At 59.5% G+C, this 13,470-nt stretch carries 13 protein-coding genes; 6 read left to right on the top strand and 7 right to left on the bottom strand.

Annotated features, from left to right (window positions below; genetic code table 11):
- Positions 1 to 31 precede the first annotated feature (31 nt).
- The 4 genes from OEG84_RS18360 (at position 32) to OEG84_RS18375 (ending at position 4,478) form a co-directional block, all read left to right on the top strand.
- On the top strand, positions 32 to 1,069 hold the full coding sequence (locus OEG84_RS18360; RefSeq protein ID WP_267655069.1) for an ABC transporter ATP-binding protein: 1,038 nt from the start codon (positions 32 to 34) through the stop codon (positions 1,067 to 1,069).
- A 159-nt stretch (positions 1,070 to 1,228) separates the two neighbouring features.
- On the top strand, positions 1,229 to 2,587 hold the full coding sequence (locus OEG84_RS18365) for an ABC transporter substrate-binding protein (protein ID WP_267655070.1): 1,359 nt from the start codon (positions 1,229 to 1,231) through the stop codon (positions 2,585 to 2,587).
- A 62-nt stretch (positions 2,588 to 2,649) separates the two neighbouring features.
- Positions 2,650 to 3,510 carry a carbohydrate ABC transporter permease gene (locus tag OEG84_RS18370; protein ID WP_267655071.1) on the top strand — a complete coding sequence of 287 codons (861 nt, stop codon included), beginning with the start codon at positions 2,650 to 2,652 and terminating at the stop codon, positions 3,508 to 3,510.
- Positions 3,507 to 4,478 (top strand): carbohydrate ABC transporter permease, encoded by a 972-nt coding sequence (locus OEG84_RS18375; protein WP_267655072.1) that lies wholly within the window; start codon positions 3,507 to 3,509, stop codon positions 4,476 to 4,478. The genes OEG84_RS18370 and OEG84_RS18375 overlap by 4 nt, the downstream gene beginning before the upstream one ends.
- A 104-nt stretch (positions 4,479 to 4,582) precedes the next feature.
- On the opposite strand, the gene OEG84_RS18380 is transcribed toward OEG84_RS18375, so the two are convergent.
- Positions 4,583 to 5,014 (bottom strand): hypothetical protein, encoded by a 432-nt coding sequence (locus OEG84_RS18380; RefSeq protein WP_267655073.1) that lies wholly within the window; start codon positions 5,012 to 5,014, stop codon positions 4,583 to 4,585.
- A 194-nt stretch (positions 5,015 to 5,208) separates the two neighbouring features.
- Between OEG84_RS18380 and OEG84_RS18385 the strand changes: the two genes are divergently transcribed.
- Together OEG84_RS18385 and OEG84_RS18390 are read left to right on the top strand one after the other, a co-directional pair.
- A complete protein-coding gene (locus OEG84_RS18385; protein ID WP_267655074.1) occupies positions 5,209 to 5,925 on the top strand; it encodes a phytoene desaturase family protein in 717 nt (238 codons plus the stop codon).
- Positions 5,916 to 6,938, top strand: a complete 1,023-nt coding sequence (locus OEG84_RS18390) for a phytoene desaturase family protein (protein WP_267655075.1) — start codon at positions 5,916 to 5,918, stop codon at positions 6,936 to 6,938. The genes OEG84_RS18385 and OEG84_RS18390 overlap by 10 nt, the downstream gene beginning before the upstream one ends.
- Before the next feature lie 438 nt (positions 6,939 to 7,376).
- Here the strand turns inward: OEG84_RS18390 and acuI are convergent, their stop codons facing one another.
- The 6 genes from acuI to OEG84_RS18420 all read right to left on the bottom strand — a co-directional run bounded on the left by acuI (position 7,377) and on the right by OEG84_RS18420 (position 13,463).
- The gene (gene acuI, locus OEG84_RS18395; protein WP_267655076.1) at positions 7,377 to 8,372 is read right to left on the bottom strand and encodes an acrylyl-CoA reductase (NADPH); all 996 of its coding nucleotides are present in this window, start codon (positions 8,370 to 8,372) and stop codon (positions 7,377 to 7,379) included.
- Positions 8,373 to 8,414: 42 nt separating this feature from the next.
- A complete protein-coding gene (locus OEG84_RS18400; RefSeq protein ID WP_324288224.1) occupies positions 8,415 to 9,611 on the bottom strand; it encodes an MFS transporter in 1,197 nt (398 codons plus the stop codon).
- Positions 9,608 to 10,432 (bottom strand): enoyl-CoA hydratase/isomerase family protein, encoded by an 825-nt coding sequence (locus OEG84_RS18405; protein ID WP_267655078.1) that lies wholly within the window; start codon positions 10,430 to 10,432, stop codon positions 9,608 to 9,610. Before OEG84_RS18405 ends, OEG84_RS18400 begins: the two co-directional genes overlap by 4 nt.
- A gap of 27 nt (positions 10,433 to 10,459) precedes the next feature.
- The gene (locus OEG84_RS18410) at positions 10,460 to 11,659 is read right to left on the bottom strand and encodes an MFS transporter (protein ID WP_267655079.1); all 1,200 of its coding nucleotides are present in this window, start codon (positions 11,657 to 11,659) and stop codon (positions 10,460 to 10,462) included.
- A 25-nt stretch (positions 11,660 to 11,684) separates the two neighbouring features.
- Positions 11,685 to 12,902 carry an ABC transporter substrate-binding protein gene (locus tag OEG84_RS18415; protein ID WP_267655080.1) on the bottom strand — a complete coding sequence of 406 codons (1,218 nt, stop codon included), beginning with the start codon at positions 12,900 to 12,902 and terminating at the stop codon, positions 11,685 to 11,687.
- Between the two features lie 111 nt (positions 12,903 to 13,013).
- Positions 13,014 to 13,463, bottom strand: coding sequence for an FCD domain-containing protein (locus OEG84_RS18420; RefSeq protein WP_267656251.1), 450 nt, complete (start codon positions 13,461 to 13,463; stop codon positions 13,014 to 13,016).
- Positions 13,464 to 13,470 lie beyond the last annotated feature (7 nt).

Consider the following 13,470-nt stretch of genomic DNA (forward strand, 5'->3'; position numbering starts at 1 on the left):
CGGCCGCGGCGCATTACTGGGGAGGCCAGCTATGAGCTTCGTTGAGATTTGCAATGTCAAGAAAGCGTTCGGAAACTACTCGGCCATAAAGGGCATCGATCTCGAGGTCCGCGACGGCGAGTTCCTCGTCCTGCTCGGACCATCGGGCTGCGGCAAGTCCACCTTGATGCGGATGATTGCCGGCATTGAAACCGTTACCTCCGGGGCCATCAAGATCGACGGTAAAGATGTGACGCACCTGACGCCGCGCGAGCGCAACGTGGCAATGGTATTCCAGACCTATGCTCTTTACCCGCACCTGACCGTTCGCGCCAACATCGAGTTTCCGTTGCGCAAGATGAAGCTCGGCCGCGAGCAGATCCGGGAGCGTACACTGTGGGCTGCCCGGATGTTCCGGATCGAACGCCATCTGGATCGCAAGCCGAAGCAATTGTCGGGTGGCGAGCGGCAGCGCGTAGCACTTGCGAGAGCCATAGTGCGCAGCCCGTCCGTTTTCATGATGGACGAACCGCTGTCCAATCTCGACGCCAAGCTGCGCGCCACTGCGCGCCAGGAAATCCAGCAGTTTCAGGCCGAGACGAAAGCGACGACGGTCTACGTCACGCACGATCAGGTCGAGGCCATGTCGCTCGGCCACCGGATCGCCGTCCTCTCCGACGGCGTCGTGCGCCAGGTGGGGACACCTGACGAAATATACCACAGGCCCGCCGATACCTTCGTGGCAACCTTCGTCGGGTCGCCGGCGATGAACCTGGTTCCCCGCGGCGGCATCCTCGAAGGGTTCCGCCCGGAGCAATTGCTGCCGAGCGAACTGGTGGCGGACAAGGCGAACACCACCGAGATCAGGATGGAAATCCAGCGCATCGAGCAGCTCGGTTCCACCCAGCTCGTCTACGGCACGCTGGATGACCAGGATGGAACCCCGGTCATTGCCGACGTCCCGGCGATGGCAGGGATCAGCTTCACGCCAGGAGAACGGCATTCGTTCCGCATCCGGCACAAGGAGATGCACGCATTCGACAAGGCAACGGGAAGGCGCGTGGAAGTGAAAGCTGCTGCGGCGGCCTGAAACGATCAAAAAACCTGGATCGAGGCGGCTTGCGTTCGGCAACCGAAACCTGCGCCTCGCCTGGAAATTTCGATCACGCATCCGGTCTGCGTGGGACATGACGATCAGATGACGACCGGCTCGACTGATAGCAACCAGATAATGAAAAGGGGAAAATCCATGAAGAACAAGATCAGCACTCGGTTTACAGTTCCACTTATATCGCGGCGCATGCTTCTGCAGTCCGGCGTCGCAGCCCTCGGTGCCGCGGCCTTGCCGTCGGGTGTGTTCGCGCAGGATGGCGCCGTGCTCACGCACGCCAACTGGCGCTCTACCGAAATGCCGGAGATCTTCTCCAAGGTGTTCGACGACTACCGCAAGGCGAACCCCGGCCTAGACCTGAAGGTCGAGGAAATAGGCTTCATCGAATACATCAAGAAGATGGAACTTTCTGGTCAGGCGGGTGCGCTTCCCGATACGTTCGAACTCTGGGTGCCGACGCAGCTTGCCCGCTTTGCCGAAGAGGGCTGGATTGCCCCGCTCGACGAGTTCGTCGAGGCGGACAAAGCGTCCGGCAACGACATCATGGCAGCCTACGAACCGTGGGCCGACACCGGCTACAAGGGTTCCACCTACCTGCTGCCGTCGCTTGGCCTGACCAACGTCATGCTGTGGAACCGGACGGCTTTCAAGGAAGCCGGCCTGCCGGATCGCGCGCCAGAGACCATCGACGAGATGCTGGAGTTCGCCAAGAAGCTGACCAAGGCGCCGGACATGTATGGCCTCGGCCTAGACGGTAACGGCCCCGAGCTGTGGCTTGCCCTCGCATGGCTATTCTACGCGAACGATACGCGCATTGGCCGCGTTGGCGGCGATTTCCAGATCAACAAGCCGAAGGCCGTGGAAACGGTCCAGTTCATCGTCGACCTGGTGAACAAGCACGGCGTCGTTCCCTCCTTCACCACGACCGACTTCGAAAAGCTCCGCAGCGCTTTCGCAGCCGGCCGCGTGGCGATGATGCCGGACTGGAACGGCGTGCCGGCGGTGATCGCAGGCCTCAATCCGACTTTCGAATGGGCCATCGCTCCGCTACCCAGAGGCAAGACCACCGGCGCCATGCTCATGGGCGGCGACAGCACCTATGCCATCAGTGCCAACGCCAAGGACAAAAAGGCAGCCTGGGAATTCGTCAAGACGCTTGCCGGCCACGACACCCAGAAGGCGATAGCGGACGCCTGGCCGTTCCTGATTACCCGCAAGGATATCTGGGAACAGGTGGGCGAAGGCACAATCCGCACCTCGGATTCGCTCAAGGTCGCCCTTGAGCAGTCGCGCAGGCCCAATGCCTACGACACCTATGCCGAGATGCCGCCGCAAGTGCTCCAGGCGGTCGATATATTCCGCACCGAGCTTCACGGGGTCGTCGCCAACCAGCAGACCGCACAGGAAGGCATGGACCGCGTCGCCAAGCAGTGGGCCGATCTCTACCAGGATTGGGATGACAGCTACGGCGAACTTGGCGACCGCTACACGCGCTAGCCAAGGCAGAACAAGGCGCGCAGCCTTCCGGATGCGCGCCAGTCATAAGGGAGTGATAAGCTGTGGCCTTGGATGATCGCGTCGTCCCGCAGGGGACCGGATTTTTTCGCCGGATGGTTCGAGCCAACTACCATACCTACATCATGCTTGGCATTCTGCTCGGCGTGATGATGTTGCCGATCGCCTACATGATCGTCATCGCCATAACGCCTCAGGATCTGTTATTCAAGCAGATCATCCCCGTGCGGACCACCTATCAGAATCTCCTGAAGGTCTTCTCGACCGAAGAACTGGTGCTTCCTTTCCGCAATTCGGTCGGCATTTCCACGTTCACGGCCTTTTTCACTATCCTGCTCGCAGCGCCGGCGGCCTATGGCATGTCGCGCTACCGCGTCGGCCTGTCGGGAACGATGATCGTGCTCCTCCTGTTCACACAGGTCATTCCGGTGGAAATCCTCGTTCTAAGCTACTTTCCCTTCCTGCGTTCGGTCGGGCTGATCGACACCTGGGCAGGCCTCGTCTTCCTCGATACCACGCTGACCGTTCCCTTCTGTACCCTCATCCTGAAATCGATGTTTGACGGCGTACCAGAGGATATCGAGCAGGCCGCACGCATCGACGGCTGCAATTCGCTGGAATGCTTTTTCCGCATCACGCTGCCGCTGAGCTGGGGCGGGATACTTGCCGCCTTCATCTTCGCCTTCCTGATGGCTTGGCAGGAATTCCTCTACGGGCTGACGTTTTCCGCCTCACTGGCGGCAAGACCGATCACGGTCGCCCTCAACCTGCTGATCGGCCACTACACGATCAGTTGGGAAGTGCTGATGGCCGCCAGCTTTCTGTCGGCGTTTCCCCTGCTCGTGGTGTTCGGGCTGTTCCAAGGCGTCTTCATCCGCGGAATGGTGGCGGGAGGTGTAAAATGACGGCACAGGCATCAGCTGGCCCGAGCGACGTTTCCGGCGAGACCCGCAACGCGAAAAAGCGCCTGGACAAGGCGTATCGGCGCGAATGGGCGTTCTTCGTCGTCCCGACCTTCCTGTTTCTGATTATCACCGGCATTTTTCCGCTCATCGCCAGTGTCTATACCGGCTTTTTCCAGGTCCGGCGTGGCGAACAAGTCTTCGTCGGACTCAAGCACTACGATTGGGCGTTGCGTGACGACGTGTTCTGGACGTCGACCTTGAACAGCTTCATCTTCACCGGCGGAACCGTGCTTGGCCATCTGATGATCGGATTGACCTTCGCGCTGCTGTTGAATTCGGCGAAGACGTGGCAATCGTTCTGGCGCGGGATGCAGTTCATTCCCTGGCTGTTCCCGCCGGCGGCAGTCTCGATCCTGTGGATTCTGATCTATCAGGACCAGTTCGGTCTTCTCAATTCGTTCCTGAGGGAGGTCGGGCTAGCCGGCTGGACATTGAATTGGCTCGGAGAGCCCTCCACCGCATTAGCCGCCGTGACCGCCGCAAGCATCTGGAATTGGTATCCGTTCCTCACGCTGGTGCTCCTGGCAGCCTTGCAGAACGTACCTGACGAGCTTTACGAGGCGATGGAGGTCGACGGTGGCTCCTCGTGGGACAAGTTCCGCCTGGTTACCCTGCCCCATCTCGCGCCGGTGATGCTGACCGCATGCCTGCTGGATTTCTTCTGGACCTTCCGCTTCTTCGACATGACATGGATCATGACCAAGGGCGGGCCTGGGAGGTCGTCCGAAGTGCTTGCGACCCATCTCTACAAACTGGCTTTCCAGGAATATCGCTTTGACCGCGCCGCTGCCGTGGGCGGGCTTATCCTGGTCATGATGGCCGTTCTCACGGTGCTCTACCTGATCGCCTATCGTTATGTCGATAATTCAACCGGCAAGCGGTCGGAGGCAGCAAAAGAGGCGGTATAGTGAACCATTAGTGGACCGGCGCCTTGCCACATAGGCAAAGGCGCCGGCTTTGAGAGCCGACGCCTTCACCTATGCAACAGATGGTTTGGACTCCAGGACCAGTCCTAGGATTTAATGACGCGATAGATCTGATGATCGACAAAGGTTCCGTCGGGATATCCGATGAAATTACCGGTTACGACGCCCTTGGCACCAGCGAAGATGCCGCCGCCGCCGCGAATGTGCCACATGATCGAGCCGATCTCCTTGCCGTCCTCGACGCCGACGACGAGGCCGGTATCGGGCGTGACTACGTCGAGATAACTCTCAATCTCCGGGAAAAGGACACGCCCGGCCTCGACAGTGCGGTTGTTGCGGGCCATCACGACAGTTTCGAAACGAGCCTTCTTGCAGGGGGCCGAGAGCTCGGCGCCGGGGATGCCGGGAACATCGATTTCGAGGACGATGCCATCGGCGGCCGAGGAAACGAAACCTTCGGCATGACCGATCTGCTCGCCCTTGCCGGAAAATACGATCAGCATTGTTGTCATCTGCATATGGTCAACCTTTTTGATATCCGTTTTTCGGTACTGGCGCAGTGTAGCTGCGGAGCACTTGAAATGGCGGCTAAAGAGCGCGCGGTATTGGAGCGTCTCAACCGGAGAAACGGCAATTTTAGCGGACGTTAACCCTCACTAGGCGATATATTGTGATACCCGGCTTGAATAGCCGCTTTGGAAGGACTGCTCACATGGTTTCGGCAAACAACAGCTCTGCACCAATGGATGCCATCGTCATCGGGGCCGGCCACAACGGTCTGGTATGCGCAAACTATCTGGCCCGGAACGGGCTGCGCGTTCAGGTTCTGGAGGCACGCGATATTATCGGCGGCGCTTGCGTCAGCGAGGAGCTTGTTCCCGGCGGAACGTTCTCATCCTGCTCCTATATCCAGATGATGCTGCGCCGCGAGGTGGTCGACGACCTCGAACTGAAGAAGTACGGCCTCGAATCGGTAGCGCCTGACATGCTGGAAATGGGGCTGTGGGAAGACGGCGACCATGTGATGATGTGGCGTGACGTGGACCGAACCCTGCGCTCTATCGAAAAGCACAACAAGCGCGATGGCGAGAACTTTATGCGCTTCGGCCTGCGGTTGCGGCGTTTCGGTGAACTGACCGGCGCCCTGCTGATGAGCGACCCGCCATCGGCCGAGGAATTGCGAGAAGTCTTCGAACAGGCAGGAGAAGCCGACCTGTTCGAAGAGTTCGTGGTGATGTCGGCGGAGGACCTGCTCGGCCGCTACTTTGAAAGCGACCGGCTGCGCGGCTTTATGATGTTCATGGGCATGGTTTCCACCTGGGGGGGCCGCGTACGAGTGGCACCGCCTATGTCTATGGCTATCATGCGCAGGGTGAATTCGAGGGCAACTACGGCCAGTATGGTCTGCCGAAAGGCGGCATGGGCATGATTTCAGACGCCCTAGCCAACAGTCTCGAGGCTCATGGCGGTTCCATTCGAACCGGCTGTCGGGTCCGCCGGCTTGTCGTTGAGGACGGAAAGGCTCGCGGGGTGGAACTTGACACGGGCGAGGTCATTGAAGCCGGGCTCGTAGTGTCCAATGCCGATCCTCTGCGCTCCTTGCGTGATTTCCTCGCCCCCGGCGTCCTCGCCTCCCCGATCCAGGAGAAGGCAGCAAGTATTGACGTTCGCGGCTCGATGGCCCGTATCCATCTGCTCGCCGACGCCTTGCCGGATTATGTAGGCTTCGAGCCGGGGAAGACCGGCCCACAGCATCAGGGCCTCATCATCATGGGCGCATCGCCAACGCTCTACGAAGCTGCCTGGGAAGCCCAGCAAAAAGGTGAGTTCCCATCGGATTTCGTGGTCGAGACGCTGATCCCGTCCGTCACTCATCCCAGCTTGTGCGAACCGGGCCATCACACGGTCTCACTCGGTGTCCAGCAACTGCCATTCAACCTGGCGCATGGTGACTGGGACAGTCGCAAGGAGGAATGGGCGGATAAGGTGCTGGAGGTGTATTTCCGCTACGCACCCAACATGCGCGAGCATATTCTCGGGCGGCACATCATCACGCCGCTCGATCTGGAGCGCACTTACAACATTACCGGCGGTAACATCTTCCACAGCTCGATGATCGGTCTGGAGAACAATTTCGACAAAAGACCGATCCCGGAAGCCGCTCACTATCGCACCCCGATTGCAGGCTACTACCTGTGCGGATCGGGAAGCCATCCTGGCGGCGGCGTTTCCGGCGCTCCGGGGCACAACGCGGCCAAGCGCATCCTGGCCGACCGCGAAGGAAGGCAGGACGAACGGCTCGTGCGCACCGACGCAGTGATGCGCAGTGCACCGCTGATGGATCTAGTCATGGGGTCGCGCGCCGGGCAGAAGCTTGGCTACAGCGTTGCCCGCAACCCGATCTTCCGCAAACTCACGGAACGGCTTAACCGAACCAAATAACGGGCCATGCCCGCAGGTTATCTGTTGTCCCTTCCAGATCATGGACTTACGGTCGCATTGGCACGCAGTTCGATTTCGACCGGCGTCTCTGATCTGACTTCGTGACCCAAGGCACCAGTTTTCACCGGTGTCGCGCGACAGGTAGAATAATCGTCCGTGAAATACGACCTACAGGCACATGGATTCACCTTAAGAGTTCAATGAGATAGATGTTCGCATTTTCCTTCGCCAAGGTGCGCCAATTTCTAGCCACTCCAGTGCAAAACTACGAACCCGCGATACGTCATTTTCATCTGGCACTACGGAAGGCCCTTCAGCCAAACCACACTCTCAGTCGGGGTTGCATGCGCGCAACTGTCTTGCGCTGCTGCCTTGATATTTTTACCGTGGCTTTGGCTATGACAGCTCCTTTCTAGGTGCTGGTTAATGTTTGGTCGTTTATCCAACGGTAAGGAGTACGCGTCCCCGGATTTTCCCGGCGAGCATATCGTCAGCGAAATCAGTCACATCATCCAGATTTGCAGTTTGCGTTATCTTTTGAAGAACCGTTCGATCAATGGTGCTGGAAACCAGGCTCCACGCATTGATGCGTGTTTCACGCGGCGCCATCACCGAATCGACGCCGGCCAGGGTTACGCCACGAAGGATGAACGGCATGACAGTAGTAGGCAGGTCGAAACCTTGTGCCAAACCGCAGGCCGCAACGCTCCCGCCATAGCCGATCTGGGCAATTACGCTCGCAAGCGTATGGCTGCCGACCGAATCGATGGCGCCTGCGAAGCGCTCCTTGCCGAGAGGTCGACCCTTGTCTGAAAACTCGGCGCGATCAATGATTTCCGACGCGCCGAGTTCTGTCAGATACGCGCTCTCATCGGGGCGGCCGGTCGAGGCCGTGACTGAATAACCAAGCTGAGCAAGCAATGCGATCGCGAACGAACCGACGCCGCCGGCAGCGCCAGTGACAAGGATCTTCCCGCGGTCCGCCGTTACGCCGAGTACTCGCAGCCGCTCCACGCAAAGCGCAGCGGTGTAGCCGGCGGTGCCCACCGCCATGCAATCGGCGCCCGAAAGGCCTTCGGGGGTCTTGAGTAGCCACTTGCCCCTGACCCGCGCATAGCGCGAATAGCCGCCCATATGGGTTTCACCGACACCCCATCCATTGAGGATCACCTCGTCTCCGGGCGAGAATTCCGGATCGCTTGATTGGACGACTTCCCCTGCGAAATCGATGCCCGGGATCATTGGATAGCGGCGCACAACCGGGCTTTTGCCGGTGATGGCGAGGGCATCTTTGTAGTTCATCGTGGTGTGACGGACGCGGACAGTGACGTCTCCCTCCATCAGATCATCAAGCGTCAGGGACGTCCATGCGACCGATTGAGACTTGTCTTCGTCGGTCTTGCTGATTACCAGCGCGTCAAAACGTTCAGTCATGCTAAATTGCTCCGTTTCGGATTTTCAGGGTTTGATTGACAGTTAAATTGCCGGTCCGGGATGCTGTCTGGTGGCCGCCGGAAAGAGGGCGGCGGCGATGAACAGCAGCGCTGCGACGATCCACAGAATGGTCCAACTGCCTGTGAGGTCGGCGACGCGGCCTGCGAGCGGGGGAAGCACAATGAGGACGACAAAAAATACGAAGAACAGAGCGGAGTAGGTCATCTCGGTTCCCTCGTCGGACGCTGTGCGCGCCCGTTGCAGAAGCGGCGCAGTCGGCAGTCCGCCAAGAAGACCCGCGATGGCATAAAGTGGCAATTGGTAGCTGCCGATGGAGGAAGCGAGAACCGCAATCGCACCTCCAACACAGCCCAAGGCGACGAGCATCCGGTCGCCGGCATGGCTTTTACCCGCAAAGACGCCGCCGAAGGGAACGGAAAGGAGGAACATCCACATTGGTATGCCAGCAATAGATGAGGCCACCGACGACTGGATTCCTTTATCCAAAAGGATCCGGCCCGAAAATCCGGTGAGGATAATGAAGGCTATATTGTAGAGCGAGAAGGCAAGAGCGAACTTCCAGATCTGCCCGAGTATCCTTTTCCATCGGACAATCGAGGGAGGTGAATGGTTGAGCGCACCTTGCTCGCGGTCGAGGATCAGCAAAACACCCGTCGCGGCAAGCGAGACAATGATCAGCGCGAAAGGAACCTCGGTTGAAAGCTCCGGGGCGATGTGGCTGAGCCAGCCAAGAAGAGCAAGCGCCATGGCATTTCCGAACGGCCAGGCGGCTGCGATGAGGCCCATTCGGGCAGCACTTGGAATAACGGTTTTCAGGTCTGCGACCATGTTAATCGTGGCAATATAGATGACGCATCCGCCGGTCCCGGCGATCAGCCTGGCGACCATTGCCTGTTCGAGGCCAGTCGCTCTCCACAAGAGGAATTCGCCGCACGCCATCAGGGCGAACGCCGCACAGATCGATGGCGTCCTGCCAAACCGGGCCGTGAAAGTGGGTAGGAAGAGGGCGATGATAACGCCCGGCGCCATGTATAGACCGAGCAGAAGCCCGAGCCCTGACAAGCTCAAAGGAAAGCGCGCCTCCAGCAGCGCGTTGAGCGGTGCGACGCTCTGGAACTGGAACGACACCGACGTCCGCGCCACGAGAAGGACTGCAAGAGCCATAAACCCGCCGGCGAACGGCGGTCGGCGTTCCCGTAGCTTGAGCGCTGTTGTCATTTCGCGCCTGAGGCGAGGCGCTCTTCGCGCCAGGCGAGGGCTGCGGCCATGCCTTTCTCCCGCACCACCTTGAGGAAGCTGCGTTTGAGCTCGGCACCCTCGCCTTCTATTATGATGTCGATATCCAGCGCGGCGCGCAAAGCCTCCTGCATGCCCATGATCTCATAGGTTCGATTGAAGGCCATTTTCGTGCGCCTGATGACCATCGGCTCCATCTGCGCGAGTTTATGCGCCAGGGCCATGGCCTCTGGCATCAGATTTTCCGGCGTCACCACCTTGTTGACGAGCCCCCAATCCAGCGCCTGTTGCGCGGTGATCGAATCTTCCCCCGTGAAGATTACGCCCTTGGCGATCTTGGGGGAGACAAACCACGGCAACAAAAGCGAGACGATTCCTGCGCCGAACTTGAGTTCCGGCTCTCCGAAGACTGCGCCTTCGGCAGCGACTGCAAGATCACAGCCAAGCATCAACTCGAAGCCGCCTGCGAGTGCGGGACCGTTGACGGCTGCGATGCTGGGCTTGGATAGATTCCAAAACGACATGATGCCTTTGAAGTCGGCTTCAAGCAGCGGTACCCAATCCTTGACACCCGTCGGCATTGCCGCCGCTTGATCCTTGAGATCGAAGCCCGAGGTGAACGCGGCGCCTGCCCCGGTGACGATCACGGCACGAATATCGTCGTCGGCTTCGATCTCCTCGCAAAGGCTGCTCAGTTCCTTGAGCATTATCTGGCTCATGGCGTTGGCCCGTTTCGGACGGTTCAGCGTGACGAGGCCAATGCCATCGGCGGGTTTTTCGAGAAGCAGAGTTTCCCAGGTCATGATGCGTTCTTTCGTGGTTGGTTGGGTTTAAAGCCGGCCGCCGGCAATCATTGCCGCGTCGGGTTCGCGGCGCAGCCGCCACATGGCGAGAGCGCCCAGGAACGGGCCGATCGCGAGAACGGCGAACGTGTAGCGCCAGGTCAGAAGATCGATGAGGATCGGCATGGCCTGAATGGTGAAAAAGGTCAGCAAGAACCCGGCTGAGGTTTGCAAGGTGAGCATCGATCCGACCAGCCGGGGTGAAGAGAGTTCGGCGATCGCAGCGGAGAACTGAGCAGAATCCGCAACCACGGTGACGCCCCAGATGATTGCGACAAAAACCAGCAGGGAGACGCCCGCAGCCGGCAACAAGCCGATCGAGATTGCGCAAAGACCGCTGATCACCATCGCAACGATGGTGATCGCCGTGCGGCCGAACCGGTCGGCAAGAAGGCCAGCGCCGACGCAACCGACCGTACCGCTGGCGATGACTACAAAGGTAAGAAGTCCCGGATTGACAGTTTGCGTGCTGCCTGCCTGATCGAGACCCCAGGTGAGGAAGACGCCGATCCAGGCCCACATTGCGTAAAGCTCCCACATATGTCCGAGGTAACCGGCGTTTGCGAGAAGCACGGACGGGCGGCGGAGTTCCTGAAGCGCTTCACCGGGAACGAAGCGGGCGCTGGTCTGGTGCGCCGGGCCGAGTTTTGCAAACAGTATGGTGATTGCCGAGAGCGTCGCGCAGGCGGATGAAATTGCAAACGACGCGCGCCATCCAAGCTCGCCCACGGATGCAAAAAGGTGGGGAAGCGCCGAGCCCAGGGTCAGGGCGCCGACAAGCGCGCCAATCATCAGCCCCATCGAGCGCCCGGCCCATCCGGCCGCCAGTTTCATGCCAACCGGATAGACCCCGGCGAGAACGACGCCGGTGATGAACCGCAACAGGATCGCGGCAGCGTTGTCGAAACCTGTCAGGAGAAGCGCGATATTGGCGATTGCGCCGGCCAGGGCGCAGGCTGAGAACAGCCTCCGGGGATCGATCCTGTCGGAAAGCCCGAACCAGGCGCTCACGAGAGTGCCAGAGACAAATCCCAGTTGGACGGCTCCGGTCAGCAAGCCTGCCTGCTGACCGGAAATCCGGCCGGCCTCCAACAGGGAGGCCGACGCAGAACTCGAGGAAAACCATAAGGTCATGGCGGAGACCTGGCAGAACACAATCAGAAAGATCGATCGGGCTTTGTCAGACATGATGATCTCCGCCTTAACGGCTCGTTCAGAGGCCTTTGCAGCCGGTGTCGGCCAGGTCGATCTTTATGGCATCCCAGGGGATGTCCTTGATGACCTTCCAGCCGATTTTCGCCCCATGGGGCGCATCGGGAAGCATGGTCGCTTCGGCCATATATGTGCCGACCATGCCCTGATGGTCTTCCTTGCGGATCTGAAGTTTGCCGATAACGCTATCGACGCTGGTCGTTTCGAGCGCCGAAATGATCGCGTCGGTGTCAAGGCTGGCGGCCTGCTTCAGCGCTTCTATTGTCAACTGCATGCCGGCATAGGCCTGGATCGCCTGGGGACCGGGCACAATCCCGTAAGCGGCAACGTAGTCCTCGACGAATTTCTTCATCGCCGGGTTTTTGTCTTCGCTCATCCAGCTTGCAAACAATCCGCCTGCTGTCATGCCGGCCGCATTTTCGCCAACCGCCTGAAGCATCGAGTCGGGCATACCCAGCGGCGGCAGCATGAACGCATCAATGCCGAAGCTGCGAACCTGGCCGATGAAGGACGGCATGTCGTCGCCGACCGCCAGCGCCATATAGATGGCATCGGCGCCACTGGACTGAATCTGCGAAATTGCGCTGGACCAGTCGGCCGTTCCCAGCGGCCTGCCTGCTTCTCCGACGATGTTGATGCCGGGGATCTTGGCAAATTCCGCCTTGTTGCTCTGTCCCCAGACGAAATCATGGAAGACCACGAACCATTTCTTCTGCAAATATTCGGGGCGTTCCTCCATCAGGATGCCATTGGCCTTTGCCATCATTGCGTCGTTCGGGTTAGTGCGGAAAAGATATTTGCTGCACTGTTCACCCGTCGTCTGGACGGCCTGCGAATTGGTGCTCAGGATCGGCACGTTCAGGCGGGCCCCTTGCGCGTTGATCCCCAGCACGACGGCGCTGCTTGCGCCGCCGACCAGGATTTTGGCCTTGTCTTCAAGGACGAGCTTTTGCGCCTTGCGCAAGCCCACATCCGCTTTTGCAGCCGAATCTTCGACGACGAGGCGTATGGCGTTGCCGTTGACCGTCGCGCCTTTGGCGGCGAGTTCGTATCCGTTCAGCATGTCAGTCCCCAGAGGCGCGAGAGCACCCGTGGTCGGGACAAAAATCCCGATAACAATATCTTCCGCGATGGCGGTCGAAGGCAGCATGATCGCAGTGGCTGCCACGACAGCGGCGAATGCTCCGAGCACACCTTTCAATGGATTTCCGTATTTCATCGTTTCCTCCTGTTTAAGTTACACTTTCGTCTTCTTATTGGCCGGCCTCTCCCAGAGGTCCGACAGGAAGCAGGCGGGGCAATCCGTCCCGCAGAATCGTTAAGCCGCGCGCTAGGCGCCTTTCTTTGTTTCCTTCATCGCGCATTCGGAATTGGTGTCGTCGCAAGCGCCGAGCGCGGCATCGCGCATGGTTTCAACGAGATGACTTGTTGCGTGGCCCGCTCGGACGGGATCTCCATCGCGAATTCCATGCACGATGCCATTCCAGTTTGATGCCCAGCTTCGGCGATGTTCTGCGTTTTCCAGCGCCCGCCGGGTGACCGAGAGTGTCTGGCGACCGAGCGAGGTGAGGATCTGGCGCGCCAGATCGTTTTCCGCCATGTCGGAGAGATACATGCTGAGCTGGTAGACTACGACTATGAACTCGTCGGCATTGCCACTTTCGAGCGCCTTGGTGAGCACCCGGGTTCCGTCATCGAGGACCTCCAACACTTTGGCGGGGCGTCTCCTCGCCACATCCTCGGCGCACAGGGCAAGCAGTGCGGCGCGAACCGCGAAGATGTCCCGA

The organism is Hoeflea algicola (assembly GCF_026619415.1).
Classification (GTDB): domain Bacteria; phylum Pseudomonadota; class Alphaproteobacteria; order Rhizobiales; family Rhizobiaceae; genus Hoeflea; species Hoeflea algicola.